Below are 22,092 nucleotides of genomic sequence, written 5' to 3'. Positions count from 1 at the left end.
AGATTCGATTGCTTGCCCTTGCCAATTTGTTCGAACAAAGAACATAACTTATTATGTAATGTTTGATAGTTAATTGATCTTAAAAAAGCTGATGATGAATTTGCAAAATCAGCTTTACCCATTTCCCCTCTTCGCTCAATCCGATGATACAAACTGGTTTAATAATTCCAGGTTTGCATGCACATTACCCATCGTATTGTTAAAATACACATATACCGACTTACCTTCAGCAAGCCAGTCACGGATGTAGCCCGCGTATTCATACAAAACATCAGATTCATAACTTCCCCGATAGTTGCCTTCGGGTCCATGGAAACGAATATAAACTGGTCCTGCGCCTTTATTTTCAAAAGGACTCGTTGATATGCCCTTATCGTGAATTACCATAGCAAATCCTCCATCTTCCAACATTGCATACACATCGGCTACGTACAAAGAAGGATGCCTGAACTCGATGGCGATAGGCCATTTGCAGTCTGGATCAGAAGTTTTCAATGCCGAAAGGAGCCGTTGTATTGCCGGAAGCTGTGCAATGCGAATGCTAGGCGGAAATTGCACCAAAATGCATCCGCTCTTCTCCCCAACATTTGAAACCACCTGCATAAAATGTGCTAACTCATGAGCGTCGAAGGCTAACCCGGGTTGATGAGTAATGCCTTTGAATAGTTTGAAGGTAAACCGAAAATTCGCAGGTACATCATCCGCCCATTTTTTAATAGTCTGACTTTGTGGAATCTTGTAGAAAGAACTGTTTATCTCGATGCTATTACGCATCGATGCATAATAGTGAAGTCTGGAGCGCTCCTGAAACGCCTCGGGGTAAAATGCTTTATTAGGTACGGGAAGCAAAAGTCCACTCGTTCCACTATAATATCTTGTTTTTTCCATCTGGGAAGATTTGATTTGCCCTATTTCCTGCCCGTATATCACCTCCCAACCAGGTAAATACGCAATGCTGAAAAAACACTTCCTAGACTATTTGGTTTGATTTTGATCTTTTTTCCCCGGTACCAGTCATAAAAATGTCAAGCCATTTTGGCTGAGACCTCGATTTAAGATGTAAACGAGTGTAGTAGAAAGCAGATAAAGGAAAAATAACTGTTTTAATTTATCCATCATTGAGAAGGAAGAAAACTAAAAATGCCCAGCTGTTATGTTTCAGCCAGGCATCTTTATGAATTCACTTCATTTACCAACAAATGGGCAACTTAAAATAGGATCAGTTATATCATTTTCCTTTGACGATTACTTCCATACTAGCAGCCACCTTTAGGCGGAGCACGTTTATAAATTACGCTACCGTTAAATAAAACAGATTCGCCCCAGACAATTGGGTATGCGTAAGAAGGTGCCAAGGATACATGACGACCTTTAAGAATAAGTTTGTCGTTAACTTTTAGCATTTTTAATTGTCTTAACTGAGATGCATCAGGTTCCAGTTTTAATATGCAGTCGACACCATTAATTTTAGCCAACATCCCGAAACCCAAACGAGATCCCGGCGGAAGCGAAAGTGATGTAATTACAGCTTCCATTTCAGTCGAATCATTTAAGGCCTTGTTGATCTTCGCCGCACCTGCACGAATGTGCTTACCTGTCGGGGAAACTTTCCACCGTTTAAACTTAACGCCATCAGGACTAGCTTCCCATTTTTTTAACCCTTCTGCGCCATCAACTGTAGAAGCTGCCGCTGAGATTTCGCCTTCAGGCTGTTCCTTTTTCAATTCACGATTTGCAAATACCAATCCGTAGGCTGCAACCAAGACCAAAAATAGTGCATAAATAATTTTTTTCATATTGCTTAGGTTTAATGATCAAGCTATTGTCTAGTGTCCATTTTTCGACCCTTGAACTTGACTAAACAAAAATATGTGGATATATTTCGGGATGAATAAAGGATATTGTAAATAAAAACGTAAACTTTGTAAATTATAATTTTTACACGATGCTTATTGGTAAAAATCTGCCTTCTGGAAGAGGAAAATATTTGATTGGAGTCCTGTTACTTTCAACAGTGGCATTAGTAGGCTTAGCCTTTTTTACGACTCCTCATGACGAATTCAATATCGCGAAAAGAGAAATTTTACTCCGGAGAGTGGGCCATGAATTGCTTTTACAATCGGGCGACAGCACATCTACCGTTCTGCCAGTTGAAAAGATATCTAAAGACGAATACCAGATCCGCTTCGAGAAGTCCTTTGCTTTTCAATCTGATGCGCTCGTAAAAATTACCCAAATTATTTTAGCTCATGATCCTTACGCAAGTGATTATGTAGTGAACGTGCTCAAAACCAGCGAGCCTGGTGTGGCCTATGCCTATGCCATATCCAATAACCAAGACAATAACCTGATTTCTTGCGTTGGTCGAAAGCAAGCATTTGCACCGTACGTGCTGAGCGTCAAATTTAAACCGCCTGGTATGAACAACCTGGCTAAAGGATATCTCCTGGGTTGCTTACCTGTGCTGGCGTTTGTTGGCTTTATGTTCTGGCGTAATCCTAAATTGCATATTTCCTTGCCTAAAACTATCGATCCGGCTTCGTTAAATTTGGGTTCGATATTATTTAATACTTCGAAGCGTGAGCTCAGCATCAATGGGCATACCATAGCATTAACAGGGACTGAAACCCGTGTACTTCAGATCTTTGCGCTATCCCCTAACGTAATGATTGAACGTAGCAGATTACAAAAAGAAATCTGGGAAGACGAAGGCGTTATCGTTGGTCGAAGTTTGGACATGTTCATATCGAAGCTCAGAAAAAAGCTTGCTTTAGATCCAGATATAAAAATCGCCGTCATCCGCGGAAAAGGATACAGGCTTGAGATTGGTGGGTAGGTGATATCTGCAGTGGGATAGACTTGATTTTAGCATTTATGTTGCGCATTATTTTAGTTGTGCAACACTTGAATAGCTTTTCATCTTCATTGTCGCATAAATAATGCTACAAATTGCCTCGTCAACAAGTCTTTTATAAATTTTAAGGAATGCTATAACTAAAATCAAAGAAAATCTTCAAACAGGACGATAGCGAAACATACTCCTGACAAAATTTGCTTTACTGCAATCGGACACAACCAAATTTCAATGCTTAAGTGCATTGAATTGACTTCAAGTACCCTGATCAACCTCGCTCTAGCTTGAAAGGAACCTCTTTAAGTGAAGATAGGTTTTGTTTTTTAGTTTTGAAGAGTAGCATTGAAATTATGGGTGTGTTTATCTCCCAATATTAACCATCCTTTTCATCGTATCAAAAAATGCCTGATAAAATGCCTCGTCTTTCGCATAGAGCCTATATAAATCTAACTCGTTTTTGCGTTGCTTTGACATCACATCGTCTAAAATCTTTTTGAAAGCTAAATCTGAGGTATGCACATCAGCATTGTCAACTACTTTGGTCTGGAAATCGGGGTGTGCTTGAATGTACTTGCCCAGGGTTACAAACTTTACCCTTTGGTCTTCTGGTGTAGCTTCCCAGCCCTGAAAAAAGCGTTCATTGAAACTATTGATAATTAAATCGAGCGGATCTGCTTCTTCTGTACTTCCATGTGCACCTCTCAAATTAGGGTTTTGAGGATCGAGCAGGGTTTCATTATCATCTAAACCTATTGCCGCATTCAGCTTTACACGCTCTAAACCATAGGTAGATAAATCAACAGCATCCAACAATTCATCAATTTGGCTACTTGGATCAAGCACAATTAATTTGGGGATCAAAAACTTTAAGAACCAAAACAACTTTTCCCAAACCAACATTTCGTAAGGTAAAATGGCTGCCATTTGGCCATAAATTTTAACAAATTGTTTAGCCTTTATCTTAAAATCGGCTTTATCATTATCTTCAAGTGCCAAAGAAGAATTAAATCTTTCGGCAGCAGTGTCTATAATCGGACTTAACAACTGCGCATTAACACCCTTAAAATACTTTTCTACAAAATCCTCTACCTCTGCCCATTCATAAACTCCTACATCATCCATTATTGATTTAAGCTCGTGTAAAACATTTACATCCGTTGCCTTGCTCAAGGTAGTTGAAGTATAAAAAGGATCAAATGAATCTTTAATTTCATCTGTTGTATTAAAAAAATCGAGGATAAATAGGTCTTCTGTCTTTTTTCCTAATTTATTTGCAGCCCGATTTAGCCTAGATAATGCCTGAACCGCCAAAACACCCTGTAACTTCTTATCTACATACATAGCCGTTAACTTTGGCTGATCGAAACCAGTTAGGTATTTATTAGCCACAACCAATAAGCGATACTCATCCTCATTGAAACGATCACGGGTATCTTTTTCTGGAAAACCATTTAAACTATCTTCTGAATACTCTACACCTCCAACCGTTTTCTTGCCAGAAAAAGCAATTGCAATTTTAAATGGATTACCTTTAGCTACCAATATTTTTTTGATTGCTAGATAATACAGAATAGCAGATTCGATACTTTGGGTAACCACCATTGCTTTTGCCTTACCTTTTAACTTTTTGGCATTTACAATTTTGGTCATCAAATGATCAAGCATAATCTCTGCTTTGGTTGCAATAGTTTCTGGGTGACGTTCTACAAAAGCCCTTAACTTCTTCTGTGCTTTTGCCGTATCAAATAGCGGATTATCTTCTACTGATTTTTCAATTTCATAATAGCTTCTATAAGTGGTATAATTGGCCAATACATCTAAGATAAATTCCTCCTCAATGGCTTGTTTCATCGAATACAAATGAAACGGCTTAAAAGAGCCATTTGCTTGGGCTACCCCAAATTTTTCGAGCGTGTTGTTTTTTGGCGTAGCGGTAAAGGCTAAATAAGAAGCATTGTCTCTCATTTTACGGCCACGCATAGCCGATAAAATTTTATCTTGTGCATCATCGGTATCTTCCTCCGTTTCTGCACCCATTGCCTTGTTTAAATTATCGGCTGCAGAGCCACTCTGGCTGCTGTGTGCTTCATCAATAATTACGGCGAAACGTTTATCGCTTAAATCGGCAATACCGTTTACAATAAATGGAAACTTTTGAATGGTAGTGATGATAATTTTTTTGCCACTTTCTAAACTGCTTTTCAATTCGGCCGAAGTATAGGCTGGCGCAATGATGTTTTTCACCTCAGAGAATTCTTTGATGTTCTCTCGCAATTGTTTATCGAGCAATCTACGATCGGTTACCACAATTACCGAATCAAATAACGGATTACCTTTCCCCTTACTTCCCGGCAAATCATCGCTTTCTGGATAAACCTCTATCAATTGGTAAGCTGCCCAAGTAATGGAGTTAGATTTACCCGAGCCTGCAGAATGCTGAATTAAATAGGTTTGTCCCACTCCTTTTTCGCTCGCATCTTTTACCAAACGCCTCACCACATCCATTTGGTGGTAACGCGGAAAATATAAGGTTTTGCTATTTAGCGGATCGGTATCTTTGCCATCAAAACGCACAAAATGTTGGATGATATTGGCTACGCTTTCTTTGGTTAAAACCTCATCCCATAAATAAGAAGTTTTATGCCCAAAGGGATTGGTTGGATTGCCCTTGCCAAAGTTATTGCCCAAGTTGAATGGTAAAAAGAAAGTATTGGCACCATCTAGTTTGGTAGTCATGTAAACTTCATCGGTATCTACCGCGAAATGAACAATACAACGCCCAAAGTTTAACAGCGTTTGGCTAATATCTCGCTTAAATTTATATTGACTTTGTCCATGTACTTTGGCGTTTTGGCCTGTCCAATGGTTTTTTAACTCCATAGTTGCAAATGGGATACCGTTAATAAACAGCACCATGTCTATCTCTTCTAAGGGATTGCTTTGCGAGTATCGTAACTGGCGGGTTACGCTAAACTCATTGTTTTTAAAATTCTCTTTTACCTTTTCGCCACTACTGGCCAAGGGTAACACATAAAATAAGGCAAAATGCGCATCGTCCACGTCTAAGCCTTTTCTAAAGATGCGCAATATGCCATACTTTTTTACTAAACGATCAAAACGCTCCAGAATTTTTAATTTCCAATCGCCCTGCTTTTGCAATTTGGCTAACTCTTCTTTTTGCGTAGTCGCTAAAAAATGCCAAAAACGATTTTCATCAATCGCAAACTTTGGATTAAAATCTGAAGCCTGCCCAATGTAATAGCCATTGCCAGTTCTATACAATTCTAGAGGTTCGCTTAATAATTTGAGCTCTTCTAAGTTTGTACCACTCAATCTCTTTTCTATAGCGGCTTCTAGGGCTTGTTCGTTAGTTTGTGATGGCATAGGTTCTTATAATTCGTTTAAGATTTTATGTGCCGAATTAATATCATTATCTTGATTTGGATTTGATTTCTGCTCTATAGATGCAAGTTTTACAACCCCATCGATTTCATTAAAATAAACTCTTAAGGCAATTGGAGTGTATACTCTTAATTCATAAACTTTTGTTTTGTGATTTGTTTTTGTAACGTCTTTTATAATTTTCGTATCAGGATAAAAAGGAGTTTTTAATCCCCTAGCTTTTGCTTTCGCAAAATCTTCAATAATAGATTGTTGTACATCAGGTTTAAAATCAGCAAACATTTTTTCAAACTGCTTTGAAACAAGGCATTCTCCCATAATATCCTTCAATTTATCTAAATTTCCTAAAAGTGTTCTACAAAAATTCTGATATGAAGTGTCGTCTACAATTTGTTTTTGCAAAGCAATAGCCTGGTTTAAAAAATTTATTCCTGTAAAAGCAAATGGAAGAGATGTATCTAATTCGCGAGCTTTTTCCTCAGTATCAACATAAACTTCACTAGCTATATGTTGTTCCAAAAAAATTATAATTGCACTTTCAACAGGCCCGTAAGTACGAAATAACTCTTCGAAAATGTTTAGATTATAAATAGATTGATGTTTTAAAAACACATGATCCTTTTTCTTATCTATCGCAATTAATTCAGACATTCCTAGTTTAAATTCATTATAAGTTGGAATATCAATAGCAGCATTTAGCAAAAAGAAATTACTCATGCTTGCGTAAATTAAAAAGTTCAGCAAAATCTCTTTGACTCTGATCAAAAAAGCCTTTTGGCCACATAGAAAGTTCTCCTCTGTTATTAATTAAAATACTATCTATATGTGGCTGCTTTTCACTTTCTATTTGAGAAAAGAAATTTACCACAACATCTTCTGCGTTAATTTCATTTTTTGCAACCGATATTTGAATACCATTTAAAACATGGTCGCTATGGGTTTCAACGATTACATTTACTCCAGTATTAGCTACCATTGCTAAAAATCTACCAATTTTAGATTGAGCTGATGGATGTAAATGTGCCTCAGGGTTTTCAACTATTAAGTAAGTTCCTCTTACAGCAATTAAACCACTAACCAAAATTGGTAAAACATAACTGATACCAAATCCTATGTTTGTTGAGAGTGTTGGTTCTCCTTTAGTAAAATAATTATCTACCCTAACTTGTGCTGAATGAGTATCTGGATTATAACTCGAAGAAACTGAAACACCAGGCATCAATTCGTCAAGCCATGCATTAACTTGTTGCTCAAGATATGGACTTTTAGATGAATGGTGTTTTCTTTCTTCTTCAATTTTAATCTTATAATTATTATTAGTATCACCTAGTAGTTGGGCAACGAATTCACCTTGATAACCTGTATTGGGAAAATCGTAAAATTTTATGTTCTGTGTAATTCTAGGTCCTAGTCTCTCTGCATTTAAATAATAAAACTCTTGTTTAAAAAGCTCACTATAATCCGAGTTACCCATTATCTCTACTGGTGTTAACCAAAGTTCACCATCATTAGTATCATATCGAATGCTGTAATTATTTTCATTTTTTTTTACCCCTAAAATAATCTCATCTCTAGCTGCGTCTCTAGGTAAGACAAAATTACTATTTCCCAGAGCCAAGCAATACGCACCATTTAATTCTACGTTTAGACTATTTGGTATATCAAGAATATACTTTTCATCTTCCCATTTAGCACAATGTTCTATTGTTCTACGTAAATAAAGCAAAGCTTGTATAGTCGTACTTTTCCCATTTCCGTTTGCCCCAGCAAGTATCGTAAGCTTATTAAGGGGGATACAAGCGTCATAAAAACACTTGAAATTTTTTATTATAAGAGCGTTCATTTTAATAAATTAAGTGCTGATTTATTAGTTTTTTACATTCAGCAAAAACGTAAAGCAAGTTAGCTTTAGAGTTAGTTCCATATGATAGATAACCCCATAATTTCATGTCGTTTTCAATTATTGTAGCTAATGGCTCCAATAAACCTTTAATAGGGTTCTTTGATTTAATAATCTCAGGATCAAAGTCAGCTAATAGTACAGACCAACAGACAAATAGTGCCTTGTTAATAAGTTGCTTGTAAGCATTAGGCTTAATATCGTGTAATATCACTTTTCTAAAAGCATGTCTAGAACCAAACAAATATTCTGCATTTTGCATTGAATTGGAAAATAGACGAACATATTTTTCCAAATCTGTATTTCTAGTTTTTGATAAATTTTCGGTAAGATCATCTAAAGATGAATCCATATATCCAGAATAATTATTAATAGTTGGATCTTCAGAATGTAGATTATAAAAAAGAACAAATCTTAGCGCAACTTCTTGATCGTCCATCCTAGTAGGTTTTATGCTATAATCTGTTGCTACTTTAAATTCCTTTAGGCTAACCATTTCTTTAACCGTATCTCTAAGACCTCTACCGGCCAAACTATTTCTAATTTCTTGATTGTTCAGCGGTTTACCACCAGTATTAATCCTCCTGAAAATATCATATTTAACTTTTGGAGGAGAATTAGGGTCAATCACATTAACAGAAAATTGGGTCATATTAAACCACCTTAAATATTTTGCGTCAATACATGGCTTTCCATTTAATTCGCCATTTTTTTCTTTAGCTGTATAATATTTACCTTCACAGCTGTCCTTCAAATATTCCAAATTTTTCAAAGGAAACTTATTATCCATAAATTCTTTTATGGTAGTGAGCCTTTGTAATCCATCAACAACAGATATTTTCCCGTCTTCATCCTCAGAAAAGTAAAACATTGGTAATGGAATTCTTAAAAGGATGGATTCTATCAATCTCGATTTTTGAAGACTGTTCCAAACAAAATTCCTTTGATAATCAGGTGTAAAGTCAATATCTCCGTTGTCAATCATTTCATCTATAAGCTTTATGCTAAATTGCTTAGAGTGAACTTTGATATTATCAGGATTATATGGACTGGCTTCCTCTGTTAAGGTGCTTTCGGTACTTTCAGTACCTGACTGTTCAGCCTCAATAACTTCAAGAACCAGTTTATCAAGTTTAATTCGCAAATCATCATCACTATCGATTATAAGAATATCTTTGCCTATAATTTCAAATGAATTATTAATAAGCCTTAGCTCCATCCAACTCTTATTATTTTCATCAAAAAGTTCAAATATATTAGCATCAGCAGCCTCATTATTTTTTTTAATGGGGGATAACAGAATTTCTTTATCGTTATCAATTCTTAATTCAATATTCATTTATGGTACTTTTTATTACAATAATAATAACAAACTTTTACTTATTTGTTATGACAGAGACAGTCACTATTAGTCCTTGCCAAACACGCTTTCATAAGAAGTACTATCCTCATCAAAATCATCATCTCCTCTATTAGGAAACATTCTGTTTAGTTCATCATCGGCATCATAAAAATTTTGTTCACTTTTAAATGATTCCATTTTACTTTTTAACATATCTAACCTATCTAAATCATTATCATCCCAAACGGAATGTTTTAATGCTTCAACTTTTTCTAACAAAATATAAAAATCATCTTGTAGTTGATTTGGATCAAACTCCTCGTCATCTGCATTTACTTCTAATTGTTCAAATTGAGTGTACAACTCATCAATTTCTAACTCCATCTTAATATTTTTTAATTAACTTATTTTAACCTTACCTGTTACCACACTGTTTATTAAACTTGCCTTATATTCTTTTAATTTCTCTATCTCTTTTTCTTTTAGAGAAATAGCGGTGTCAATTTTAAGACTAAAATCTTCTAAATATTTAACTATTAAATTCTGCTCATTAACATTTGGGATAACTATTGGATGATTATTTAAATCACTTTGAGTCATACTTGGTAAAGCTGTTGCTGTACTGTAGAACTTAAACGGTATTGTGGTTGCTAAATAATGCAAAAACCTAACTGAATTCTTATATTTTGCCTGTGCATAAAACATTGTGTCCACGGCCCAAAACTTACCTTTAAAATACAAAGGCTTATCAATTGTTCCTTTTCTGCCTAAGAAAAGAACTTCACCATCATACATAAACTCTGTTGCATAAGCAAATATACCCCCAGATCCAATTACAGGATATCCACTTTCACTTTGAATATGCTTATAATCTGATCCATTATTTATTTTCACAACATGCTTCAACCTCTTCACCTCCCAATGCTCAGGTATTTCTCCAATCCATTCTACGCCACTATCTTTTAATTTTACATTTGGGTTAATGCCTTGGGTAACTGCTTTATGAATTAAAATTTGCCTGCGTTCTTTTAATAAACCGATTTGTTTTTGTTTAATGGTTATGGCTTGGTCTATTTTTGCTGTTTTATTATCCAAAAATTTGGCAATTGCGGTTTGTTCTTTTAAGGGTGGATTAGGTAAATTAAAATTTTTCAGCTCTTTATTACTCAATTCTAAAAACGTAGTACCAGTGCCAAGACCATTTAAAATTTTAGAATTTATCGAAAATAGGTAATACAAAAACTTACTATTAGTTTGATTATTTGCGATTATTGATTTACAACCTTGATTTGTACAAAGATTAACACCAGCAATGACAACTTTTCCAATCGGAGCTCTAGTAGTCAAGACAATAGAACCCTTGGGGATAAGAGTTGTTCCGCAGCTTTGATAGCCAAGAGTACTGATTTTTCGCTCAGAATTAACTATTGTAACCAGATTATTGATATCAGTAGGTGTTACCCATACAATGTCTCCATCCCAATATTTTAAATTTGAAGATGATGGTGTAGCACCATTTTTAACTAGACCTACCTTTTTAATACTTGTAACCTCCCAATGCTCCGGTATCTCCCCTAACCATTCTACTCCAGAATTTTTGTAGGCATCGTATTTCTTCAGCTTAATTTCCATTGTTTTTCTTTTTAAGCTGTTTAGTGCTTTGCTCTAAATGTTGCACAAAATCTTTTTCTACTTTAGAGAGCTCATTTTTTAGGCTTTCCTTGTAATTGTTGTATTCCTCTTTGGCTTTGTTTAAAGCTTGTTGGTGGCTAACGGTTCCAGCATGAGTTAAAATATCATTGCCGGTCATTTGTAAAAAGTCGTCTACACGGTGCAGCCAATCTTGCATGTGCATGGGTTTGCGGTTTAAGGCTTGTAATTCTGCTACCTCTAAATAGGCAGTTACCATACGGTTTAATACATTCAATTCTTGCTCATTTAAATAATTTTTGGCAATGGCAATTTCTTGCTGGGTAGGTTGTGCGCCTTTAAAGTTGGTTAAACCTAAAAAAGGTTTCGCGGCATCTATGCGGCTATACACTACTTCGGCAGCAGTTTGCCCATGTGCTGCCCAATGCATTTTGTTTTGTATGGTTTTAAAAAAGGTTTGCGAGGTTTCGGTATGTGGGTCGTAATCTATACTGGTTGCATACACATCCAATACTTTGCGCCAAAATACTTTTTCAGAAGAACGTATGTCTCTAATGCGAGCCAATAACTCCTCGAAATAATCGCCACCACCTGCTTGTTTCAGCAAATCGTCATTCATGGTAAAACCCTTCACCAAATATTCGCGTAACCTAGCGGTTGCCCATTGCCTAAACTTGGTGCCCTGCAAACTTTTTACCCGATAACCTACCGAGATAATTACATCGAGATTGTAGTAAGTTGTTTCAACTTCTTGGGTTTTATCTGCAATTGCACCGTGTGAAGTGGTATGTCGGAATTTCCGACTTACCAATTCTTTATCCAATTCTCCTTCTTTAAAAATATTGCCAATATGTTCAGTTATAGTAGTTCTACCCTTGCCAAATAGCTCTGCCATTTGAGCTTGGGTAAGCCAAACGGTTTCGTTTTCTAAACGGGTTTGTATTTTGGTTTGTCCATCTTCAGTTTGGTATAAAATTAATTCCGAACTCATATTAGGCTAGGTTTAAAATTTCACGAATTAAACCATCACTCTCATTTTCTAATGCTAAAATATCAGCTGTTACTTCTTCGATACTTCTTAAAGGTTTATGGCGATAGAAATATTTGTTAAAACTAATTTCGTAACCAATTTTAGTGGCATCTAGGTTAATCCAAGCTTCGGCAACATGAGGTTTAACTTCTCTTAAAAAGTAGCTGTTGATGTTTTCTTTTAAGGGTACATTTTCGGTATCACGTAAATCGCTTTCGGTTTCATAAGTTTGATGCTCACCTTTTTTGTTGGTGATAAAATAGCCGTAATCTTCCAGTTGATCGGCTGTGCAACCTAAACGAGTTAATAAATCGCTCAGTTTGTCGCCACTTAGCTTCACTATACTTTTCTTTACTTTTTCTGCTGTTTCATCATACCAACTTACCGCATTGAGTATGGCATTTTTTTCTGATGAAGAAAGTTTCAGCTTTAGTCTCCTAACCTCTTCCTCAACCTTATTCTTAAAAACATTAAAATCATTGTATTCATCACCACCTATGGCTTTAATTAAATCTTGCGCCAAGTTTAACAAATCCAACTGTTTTTGCCATATTTTGGTATCGCAAAGGATGGCCAGTTGTTTGGCATTCAAGTTTAGCTCTTCAGCATCCGCCCATTTGGCGATGTCTTTGGCAAACGGTCTTAAATCTTCGTATACCTTTTCTCCATATTGCTCATGCAAGCTAATCATTGCCTCACGTAAGCTTTTATCGTAACGTAAATCTGCTATTCGCTCTGCTGTAAATTGCGCTTTTAAACGTTTTGGTCTTTCTATGGTGACTTTGTAATAACCAAAATCGCTGTTATCAAACAGTTTGCTAGCCAATTGTTCTTCTTTTTTTACCTCCATTTGGCTATAAACCGCAACAATATCACTAATGTGCTGTGGCGAAAATTCGCAGTTTTTATTGCCCAAATTTTTGCGGAGTTTACGGAAAGCCTGTCCGGCATCAATCAGTTGTACTTTACCCTTTCTTTCATGGGCTTTGTTGTTGCTCAAAATCCAGATGTAAGTGGTAATGCCTGTATTGTAAAAAAGGTTATTTGGTAGTTGCACAATGGCATCTAACCAATCGTTTTCGATAATATACCTACGAATATTGCTTTCGCCCCCACCAGCATCGCCAGTAAACAAACTGGAGCCATTGTGTACCGATGCAATCCGTGTGCCTGCAGCACTTTGGGTTAATGGTTTCATTTTGTTTACCATTTCCATCAAAAACAACAATTGGCCGTCGCTTGAGCGTGGTGTGGCATCCACTTCTTCTTCAATTCCCCAATAATTTTTTAGTTTAATTTGAAAACGACTGTCGATAATGTCTTTGCCATCTTTAATGTATTTTTGCTCACTTGCCCAACTTTTGCCATAAGGCGGATTGGACAACATGAAGTCGAAAGTTGTTCCTGCAAATTCATCTGTAGAAAGTGTAGAACCTACGCGGATATTTTCGGGGTTGTTGCCCTTAATCATCATATCTGATTTGCAAATGGCGTAGGTTTCATCGTTTATTTCCTTTCCATACAAATACACATCGCCTTTGGCTTTGATCTCGCCGTCTTCATCTTTGATAAAGTTTTGCGATTCGGTCAACATCCCACCACTCCCACAAGCGGGATCGTAAATGGTCATTACTGGTGGAAGATTATTTTTAACCGGGTCGAAAATAATATGTGTCATTAAATCGATTACCTCACGTGGGGTAAAATGTTCTCCTGCTTCTTCATTATTCTCTTCGTTAAACTTACGGATCAGTTCTTCGAAAACATAGCCCATGCCCAAGTTAGAAAGTGCAGGCAATTTCCTTCCATCTCCATCGGTTTTCTCGAACGGTGTTAGGTTAATATTTAGCGAAGTAAATTTTTCGAGCACATCTAACAACACATCTTTAGCTGCCATGTGGCGTATTTGGCTGGCCAGTTTAAATTTGTCTATAATTTCTTTTACGTTTGGACTAAAGCCATTTAGATATTCTTCGAAATTGCTTAAAAGTAATTGTTGGTTGTTGGTGGCAGTATTGTGTAGCCGCTGCAATGTCCATTCGCTAGTGTTAAAAAATACATAGCCTGTAACTTCGGTTAAGCCCTTTTCATCCCACTCGGTAAAACCAGCTTCATCACGTTGAAAAGAAACTTCTTCCATTACGGCCTCTTTTGTTGGCTCCAGTAAAGCATCTAATCTGCGAAGTACGATCATTGGCAAAATCACATCTCTGTATTTGCCTCGGTTGTAAACATCTCTTAAACAATCATCTGCGATAGACCAGATAAAGGAAACTAATTTATTATGTACAGCTTGGTTCATTTATATTTTGTAATGAATATTTACATCAAACATTTCGGACTAAAATAGGAAATTTTAATGGTTGGAAGATCCCAAATAAAGGATAGGATTGCTCTTTTTCCATCCTGAAAAAGAAGTTTTGTATCTTATCACCGGACGAGGTAACAAGTAAAATTATGGCCTCACCTTCTATTTTGTATTTTACAACGTATTATTCTTCCGCCAGTCCCAGGGCGGTATTGGATTCGGATCTTGCCACAATCCTACGCTATTTTTTCTGGCCTCCGCCTCAAGTTGGTCATAAATAACAGCGGTAGAATAACGTTTAAAATGCCAAGCCATCCCCTGCTTGACTAGTTCTTGATTAACGATTTGCTTTTTGTTATTAATAATTACTGCTATTAACCTTCTATACCGATCGTACTTCTCGCCGTGTACCGTAACCAGCTGTTTGAAACATAAATCTGATAGGGCTTGCTTAGCATGATTTCCAAATGGTTGTTTGCCCCTCTTTTCTGGGCAATCAATATGAGCTAGCCTGATTCTTACGGGTGTGTCGTCATAAAGCACTTCCATGGTGTCGCCATCTATAATACGGATGACCTTAGCAATGAAAGTTTGGTTTTCGAAAGTGTTTCCAACAATAGGCAAATAATTTTTGTCTGCACTACAGCTCAAGATGAACATAGTCAGCAAAACTTGTGAGATTACTCTTCCCATTTGCATATCGTTTTACCTTGTTTTACAGCTTTATCTACTGTTGTTTTAATGATTTTTTGTCTGCAATTATTGAGCCCGCGACATTTTGAGTCGAAATGGTATTTCTTTGCGCTGGGGCTATCGCAGAGATAAGCGTTGGTAGGTGGGATGCAGTTGGAACTGAATAGATAAATTAGGAAAAATAGGGATTTCATATGTTTCTAATTGAGGCTAAGCAATCTCATAGAATAATTCTGATGACTTAATATTTTTTCCATTCGAAACTTTTAAATCCACTCTCCGTAGCCCACTTCTTCCATACCGCTTCAAGAATTTCATTGTCTCGTTGACCTTTAGGATATCTATAGCTTTGTGATTTTTCATTCTTATCTCTTTCATGCGTTTCGTATATATGGAGATTTATAAAATGATTTTTATTGCTTTTATTAGAAGGTAGACATAGCTTATTATTGGTTTGAAGTACTTTTGTTATATCCATATTTGTAGCAATAATCGACTTTCTAACCTTCTCAATTTCTAGTCTACCAAAATAAAATTGGCTATTGGCATCTTTATCTAAATACTCTAAATAACCATCTGTGAATATATAGACATGGTTTTCATAATCGAAAAAAGTGGTATCCACCCCATTCGCTAAATACTTATTTTCTTTTATTGTTAAATCATTATCAATCTTATCTATCAAAATGCTTATCAAATCTAAACCCTGATTTCTAGTATTGGCATAAAAACTTTTAGCCTTTTGTTCAAACAACCCAATTTGCATTTGTAAACCATCATTCTGATAAGGACCTGTGGAATTAACGAATTGTTGCTTTGCACTAGTCGTTTTAAATTTGTCTAGATCAATAGCTGCGACTAAGTCTCCTGAAAATCCTGAAAAAGAAATAGAAGATCGGTCACCAATTTTTTCACCAGGTTTAACACATTCGTCCTGGAAAAATTGAACGATTTTGTGAATTTCTGCAAGATCTTTCGGTGACTTATTATCTAGCCTACTTGACATATCAGATAAGATTATAATATTTTGGTATTTTAAATACCTATTTTGACACTCTGGATCAATTCGGCAAGATGTAAACAGTAAAATTGCTATACTAATTCTTATTGTGATTTTCATTTGCTATAGGTTAATTGTTGGCAATCAACTGTTCAATTTCCCTAACTCTACGGGCAACCTCGCCAGTAGCATAAAATTTAGGTAGATGTTCTATAAATCCAGAATTGTAGGCCATGATAACGCTTTCTAGGATTACGTCGGTAAATATCTTGCCGCTTAATATTTTGTTGTTAAAATCATCATAAATTAATTTCACCTCCCTTTGTAATTCCTGGTAACTATTTTCAATCTGATTTTGAATGTTATGGATCTGAAGTTCTAAATTGAGTATCATCCCGTTTTTACTATCGACTGTGTCATGTATAATCTTGATCCTGCTAAAAAGTGCTTCTTTCTCAGAAATAAAGTCTATCATTTCGTCGTCTAAGATTTGTATTTTTTTGTTCTTTTCAGCATCAACTAATTCTCTCTTTGATAGTCTATAAGCATTCGTGATATATTCAATTAAATAATGTGTAATAATTAATGGAACCATACCGAACATAAACAACATCCAAAACTCACCATGTTTTATAACTTCCCAAATTTGCATTTGAGATTGCTTACCTAGTAATAATGAGCTTATCTTGTCGGTATTGATGGCAATCATGCCTGCTACTGTAATATCAAATACCGCCAATCCAATCCAAAATAAAAAACCATTTACTAAGCTATTTTTACTTCCGAGCAACTTTATATTCGACAAAAGAATTGGGAAAAGAAAGAAAATAGTAGCGATAAATCCAAACAGAATCCCTTGCTGTCTGAATAGTTTCACAATTGCATTTGCATCAACCAACTTAGGCAAACCAAGATCCACACCTGCTTCTAAAGCGGCACTATATTCATTGCTTTCAAATAACATCTTATAAAAGGCAGAAGCGAAAAAGAATGACAAGTAAAATGTGAAAATAACTAGCAGAAAAGTGATAAACATCGTTCCCACGGACCAAAACTTTTTTACGATGAACGATTCTTCAATTGTTCTTCTTTCTAGTTTATTTTTTTCGATCTCTTTGTTAATTTGCAACAATCCTTTTTCACCGATATTTGGATTTCCCGTCTCCAGTATGAATTTATCTTTTTTTAAATCAGCTATTTTATCTCTAAGTTGTTTAGTATCTAAATCATGATCTCGCTTAGCCTCACTTATTTTGCCATGCTTTTCAACATCTAAGTCGGATTTCGTAGCTGTAAAAGCATTTAATATTGTTGGTTAAGATAATTTTTTTACTACTCAAACTATCATCTGTGGCGAAAGCTCTAATTTCCTCCTTGATATTATTATATTCTGCCTTGAAAATCTCTATACTACCTTCACTATTTTTTGAGGTTTCATATCCCTTAATTCTATATTCTTCCGTGTTAATTTGAGATGCAGAATAGACAAGGTCATGCAGCTGCTGAGAAAAAGCATCGATAACATTCATTGGTTTTAAAGTGATGGTTTTATTGGGCGTTGGTATTTTTGTATTTACATCTATGTTATGATCAATGTTATATCTTATCCTTTCGAATTCAGAGAAAAGCTGCCTATATGTTATTGGGTCATCAGAAACCTGTATATTTTCAACGTTGTTATTACTAGCATTATACGAGTAATTATAAGAGCCATTTATTGAAATTTTGTTATCTATAAGACAAAATTTATGATGCATCATTCCTCGATCATCACCGGTTTCAAAAGCGTGAACGCTAATTTCTGCGCCCTTAAACATTAGCTTTACTGTTTCATTTGAAGAATTGGATGAGAGAACAATATCTAGTGTTAGGCCTCTAGTTTTTGCTTCGATTATCGCACTTGCAATATCCCTATCAGTAAACCAAGCCATTGCAATGTAGATGCTTTTTTTAGCATTATTAATTTCAGCAATGATTCTTTGCTTAATCTCTGCTCCGTTGGTGATAATTTCATTCATTTATAGTATCGAGCTTTAATTTAGATGATTGGTTGGAAAATTCGATCCAGCTTATATTTAAATATTTATATTCACTTTAATCAATAATTACCCAAAGTCTGTTGCAACTGCTCCTTAAACCCATAAATCTCGTCCAAACTGCTTAACTGTATTTTCTCTCCAGCATCTTTACCTTTGTGAAAAAGTTCCAGGTATTTATTGGTCGTATTGAAGTGAAACCTGCAGATGGGTTTACGGTTATTATTATCTAGTAAAACCCCGAAATACGACTGCGTATCCCGGGGTGAGAGGCGTTGTGAAGGTATTTTTTCTCTTAGAATGGCCTTGACAATATGAAATGCTTCTAACTCCTCTTCGGTAGTTAACACCTTGTCTTCAGCCATAATTGGTTGTGCAGTAATTTTAGTCTCCTTGTCGTTGCTATTGGCTTCCTCTGTACCCAATGCTGTTTTTAATCGATCTGTTATGGCATCATTTAAAACCTGATTAGATGATCGCTGTACTAGCTCAGAGAATTGTGCTAAAATCTTTTCGGTGAGTTTGCCTTGATAAACCTGGTTGGCAAAATGTTTGACAAAAATGGAGGAAGGTTCCCTAAGCTCTGAAGTGATGAGCGCTTTAAGTTCATTCGTATATTTTAAATCTGATGCGGTATTAGAAATATTCTCTACATCAAAATAAGACTTATGAAATTTCTTTAACTCTTCAATTTGGGCGTCCTTTATTTCGGCAATGTTGAATTCGAAAAATGGTTTTTCATCCATCTTATTCGCATCGTTTAAGTCAGTGTAAAACCGGTAAACCAAACCATTTGTCAACAAACCAAACTTAGCTTTGCATACATGGAAATACCTAAACAACTGCGAATTATGCGGATCTAATTTCTCTAAATGATGTTTGCATTCGATGATGATAATGGGTTCGCCATCTTTCATAATAGCGTAATCTACCTTCTCCCCTTTTTTTATACCAATATCTGCAATAAACTCTGGGTTAACTTCAAACGGATCAAAAACATCGAAACCTAATAATTTGATGAACGGCATAATGAGTGCATTCTTCGTTGCTTCCTCCGTTTGTATTTGTGGTATCATCTTACTGGTTCTAATACCTAGCTGTTTTACCTCGTCTTTAAAATCCATGTTAACTTTGAATAGGGGATTAATTAACTAAACATGGTATCAAATGTAAACCCTTTAAACAATCATAATTTACGGGAAACCGTAACGCGACAAGATTTTAAGAAATTTATGGTAACGTTTTTGGTGAGATGCAATTTTATGATAACCAAGACATTAAATTATTAGTCTCCATAAGAATCCAATGGCTAGATAAATACCTGGGTTTTGCCCATAATTATTCAAATGGAGCAAAAACTAATCGCATCAGTGCATTCTCAAATCATCTAGGTTGATAATTTGACCTGCGCTTCTATCGCTTTGCACTGAATAAAAAAATTTGGATAATTGAGACCAGACTCCTAAATCAGCTTAATATCCTTACAGTAAGCAACTAACTGTTCGTTTTTAGTAAACTCCAGCGTTTCTTTAATTGCTTTCAATCGTTTTTCTATACTACTTAAGCTATAAGTAATTCCTATTCCCTGAAAATGTGCGGGAATTTCCTTTTGTGATTTGCCTTCCGCAAGCAGGGTAATGATAGCGATATCTATTGGAATAAAATCATAATCTTTTCCTGTTTCTGTTCGCTTTAAATTAGGTGAAAGATATTTCTTTCCTTTAGCAATAGCTTCTATGGCTAATTTCAAGTCTTGAGAATCTCTCCTCGCTTTCGGAACGTAAGCATCAATACCCAAGGTTTTCATTAATGCCGTAGCCACGCTGTTCCTTTTATCTACAGAAAAAACCAATACTTTTATCTCTGGTTGTATTTCTCTCGCAGCTTTAATTAATTCTTGACCGGTATTGATCTGCTGACCCGCTAGATCTTCCTCAAAAGACAAATCTGTGATAAGTAACTCATAAGGTTGTTGATCAACAATTGCTTTTTTAATTCTCAATAGAGCGTCATCGCAATAAAACACATAATTTCTAGGGTCATGTGGTATACCCAGATCCTGTAATGTTTTTTGAACGGAAATATTGATGCTCTCATGATCCTCCGCAATTAATACTTTTTTAAACATAAAACTCTAATTATGAATTTGGAAAAGAAATATGAATTTCAAGCCCTTTTTCGTTTTGCTGTTCAAAAGTAATGGTGCCAGATATATTTTTGATACGGTTTCCCGTACTGTTTAATCCGTTTTTAAATCTGGTAGTTTTTGCAAAGCCAATACCATTATCCTTGTAAAAAACGTGAATTGCTTTTGCTTCTTCCCTAAATAGCAAGCTTACCCGGTTAGCCTGGCTGTGTTTGTCCATATTAACCATCAGCTCTTGTAGAATATGTTCTATTTCATTTTTTGTATGTTCCTTAACATTTTGCCACAAGCTAAAGGTGTTCCCTTTAAGCTCAATTGATACATTGGCTGATGCAAAAGATTGCATCAAAGCTGTTATTCGATCAGAAAAGCTTAACGGATTAGCCTTCGGAGCTTCATAAGAAATGTCTCGAGACCTTTCATACATATATTCAATTTTGTCTAATAAATCTTCTTTATCCATCTCTGGCCGATTCTCGATTTCGGTCATTACCCTGTATAATCCGTTGGCAACCACATCGTGAACTTTTTTCGATGTCTTGAGCTGATTTTCTCTAATAGCATTCTGAGTTTCCTGCGCTGTTATTTGCTTTCTTTTTCTATACCAAAAGATGAAAATGATGACTGATGCAATAAGAATGACTAAACTGATTACAATGATTGCATCTCTTTTAGCAATCTGGAACTTTTTTTCATTATTGTCTTTTTGAAGTTTGAGCGTATCGTATCGAATCAGTGCGAATTGATTTTTTGCTCTAGCTCTAGCCAACTGTATGCTATCGTTAAGTTTTTCATATTGCACAAAATATTCTTTACTGTCTTTTGTTGAACTCAATTTAACCAATTTATACAGGGCTTCCAATTGATCATCTGGACTGTTAAGTTCTTTAGCAACCACATACATTTTCTTAGCATAAGAAATAGCTATGCTACTATTTTTTTGACTGTAAAAGTCTGCTAATCGGGCATAACAGAAGTTCTGCCCGAATTTTTCTCTCAACACTAAGTTAATATTTAATGCGACCAATAATTCTATTTCAGCATTATAAGCAGGATTTTTGAGCCATTTTGCTGAAGCTAAATTTGCTAAAGCTCGGGCATAATTTGTTGTTTCCTTCGGGATACTTCTTATAATAAGTGTATAAAGTTTGATGGCCTCACTATAATTCCTAAGCTCTTCATAAACTTTCGCCTTATTGTTCAGATATAAAAATTTGTCATCATTATTAGCAGCATATTTTAGTGCTAGGTTATAAAATCTTATTGCTGCTGAATAATTTTTAAGGCGATAATTTGCAATTCCGAGGTTATTATAATTGGAATGGATATACCAAAGATGATCTTTGTTCCTGTCATTCAAATAAGAAAGTCCAGCTAATGAAATTTCTTGTCCACCAAAATAATCGCCTTGATTAGTGCTGATGATTGCAATGCTAAGCATACTGTAAATTATTCCAATACTATCCTTTTGCATTATAAATTCATCTTTTGCAAGCGTGTAATATTTGAATGCACTGTCGGGTTTTCCCGCAATGGAATAATTATAGGCTTTACTTTGGTTTAGATTTTTTTGTCTTTTCGAACTTTTATTGGGATGCTCTTCGAGACAACCAAGTAGGAAAATAATTAAGAAAATAAGGGGAGAGAGTCGTTTCAAAATTTATCTTTTCTACTAAGGTATAGAATAAAAAGCCTCTCATAGCAATAAAATAAAAAAATGGGACGATTGGA

General features: G+C 35.5%; 18 protein-coding genes. 1 reads left to right on the top strand and 17 read right to left on the bottom strand.

The genetic code is table 11. The features are described 5' to 3' along the window. Positions 1-135: 135 nt before the first annotated feature. Positions 136-888 (bottom strand): DUF72 domain-containing protein, encoded by a 753-nt coding sequence (locus OQ268_RS05990; RefSeq protein WP_265855205.1) that lies wholly within the window; start codon positions 886-888, stop codon positions 136-138. 368 nt (positions 889-1,256) lie between these two features. Next, positions 1,257-1,796 (bottom strand): hypothetical protein, encoded by a 540-nt coding sequence (locus tag OQ268_RS05985; protein ID WP_265855204.1) that lies wholly within the window; start codon positions 1,794-1,796, stop codon positions 1,257-1,259. 149 nt (positions 1,797-1,945) lie between these two features. On the opposite strand from OQ268_RS05985, the gene OQ268_RS05980 reads away from it, so the two are divergent. Next, positions 1,946-2,836 carry a winged helix-turn-helix domain-containing protein gene (locus OQ268_RS05980; RefSeq protein WP_265855203.1) on the top strand — a complete coding sequence of 297 codons (891 nt, stop codon included), beginning with the start codon at positions 1,946-1,948 and terminating at the stop codon, positions 2,834-2,836. A 378-nt stretch (positions 2,837-3,214) separates the two neighbouring features. Here the strand turns inward: OQ268_RS05980 and OQ268_RS05975 are convergent, their stop codons facing one another. The 15 genes from OQ268_RS05975 to OQ268_RS05905 form a co-directional block, all read right to left on the bottom strand. Further along, complete coding sequence (locus OQ268_RS05975; protein ID WP_265855202.1) at positions 3,215-6,238, bottom strand: type I restriction endonuclease subunit R; 3,024 nt, start codon at positions 6,236-6,238, stop codon at positions 3,215-3,217. Between the two features lie 6 nt (positions 6,239-6,244). Continuing rightward, positions 6,245-6,973 (bottom strand): hypothetical protein, encoded by a 729-nt coding sequence (locus tag OQ268_RS05970; protein WP_265855201.1) that lies wholly within the window; start codon positions 6,971-6,973, stop codon positions 6,245-6,247. Continuing rightward, positions 6,966-8,099, bottom strand: a complete 1,134-nt coding sequence (locus OQ268_RS05965; protein ID WP_265855200.1) for an AAA family ATPase — start codon at positions 8,097-8,099, stop codon at positions 6,966-6,968. Before OQ268_RS05965 ends, OQ268_RS05970 begins: the two co-directional genes overlap by 8 nt. 1 nt (position 8,100) lies before the next feature. Then, a complete protein-coding gene (locus OQ268_RS05960) occupies positions 8,101-9,495 on the bottom strand; it encodes a DUF262 domain-containing protein (RefSeq protein ID WP_265855199.1) in 1,395 nt (464 codons plus the stop codon). Positions 9,496-9,564: 69 nt separating this feature from the next. Further along, complete coding sequence (locus OQ268_RS05955; protein ID WP_265855198.1) at positions 9,565-9,882, bottom strand: hypothetical protein; 318 nt, start codon at positions 9,880-9,882, stop codon at positions 9,565-9,567. Positions 9,883-9,897: 15 nt separating this feature from the next. Continuing rightward, the gene (locus OQ268_RS05950) at positions 9,898-11,130 is read right to left on the bottom strand and encodes a restriction endonuclease subunit S (RefSeq protein WP_265855197.1); all 1,233 of its coding nucleotides are present in this window, start codon (positions 11,128-11,130) and stop codon (positions 9,898-9,900) included. Then, positions 11,120-12,139 (bottom strand): virulence RhuM family protein, encoded by a 1,020-nt coding sequence (locus tag OQ268_RS05945; RefSeq protein ID WP_265855196.1) that lies wholly within the window; start codon positions 12,137-12,139, stop codon positions 11,120-11,122. The genes OQ268_RS05950 and OQ268_RS05945 overlap by 11 nt, the downstream gene beginning before the upstream one ends. A gap of 1 nt (position 12,140) precedes the next feature. Further along, positions 12,141-14,480, bottom strand: a complete 2,340-nt coding sequence (locus tag OQ268_RS05940; RefSeq protein WP_265855195.1) for a type I restriction-modification system subunit M — start codon at positions 14,478-14,480, stop codon at positions 12,141-12,143. Positions 14,481-14,660: 180 nt separating this feature from the next. Next, positions 14,661-15,179: a thermonuclease family protein gene (locus OQ268_RS05935; protein ID WP_265855194.1), complete on the bottom strand. Its 519-nt coding sequence runs from the start codon at positions 15,177-15,179 to the stop codon at positions 14,661-14,663. Between the two features lie 241 nt (positions 15,180-15,420). Next, positions 15,421-16,299 carry a hypothetical protein gene (locus OQ268_RS05930; protein ID WP_265855193.1) on the bottom strand — a complete coding sequence of 293 codons (879 nt, stop codon included), beginning with the start codon at positions 16,297-16,299 and terminating at the stop codon, positions 15,421-15,423. Positions 16,300-16,309: 10 nt separating this feature from the next. Continuing rightward, complete coding sequence (locus OQ268_RS05925) at positions 16,310-17,308, bottom strand: hypothetical protein (RefSeq protein ID WP_265855192.1); 999 nt, start codon at positions 17,306-17,308, stop codon at positions 16,310-16,312. Positions 17,309-17,444: 136 nt separating this feature from the next. Continuing rightward, entirely contained in the window at positions 17,445-18,197 is a 753-nt protein-coding gene (locus OQ268_RS05920; protein WP_265855191.1) for a phospholipase D-like domain-containing protein, read from the bottom strand. An 80-nt stretch (positions 18,198-18,277) separates the two neighbouring features. Further along, complete coding sequence (locus tag OQ268_RS05915; protein WP_265855190.1) at positions 18,278-19,339, bottom strand: type I restriction endonuclease; 1,062 nt, start codon at positions 19,337-19,339, stop codon at positions 18,278-18,280. A 338-nt stretch (positions 19,340-19,677) separates the two neighbouring features. Then, positions 19,678-20,343, bottom strand: a complete 666-nt coding sequence (locus tag OQ268_RS05910) for a DNA-binding response regulator (protein ID WP_265855189.1) — start codon at positions 20,341-20,343, stop codon at positions 19,678-19,680. Between the two features lie 10 nt (positions 20,344-20,353). Beyond that, the gene (locus OQ268_RS05905) at positions 20,354-22,018 is read right to left on the bottom strand and encodes a sensor histidine kinase (RefSeq protein WP_265855188.1); all 1,665 of its coding nucleotides are present in this window, start codon (positions 22,016-22,018) and stop codon (positions 20,354-20,356) included. Between the last annotated feature and the right edge of the window lie 74 nt (positions 22,019-22,092).

Source organism: Pedobacter sandarakinus, assembly GCF_026240095.1.
In the GTDB taxonomy this organism is placed as follows: Bacteria; Bacteroidota; Bacteroidia; order Sphingobacteriales; family Sphingobacteriaceae; genus Pedobacter; species Pedobacter sandarakinus.
This window is presented reverse-complemented; position numbering and strand designations above follow the sequence as displayed.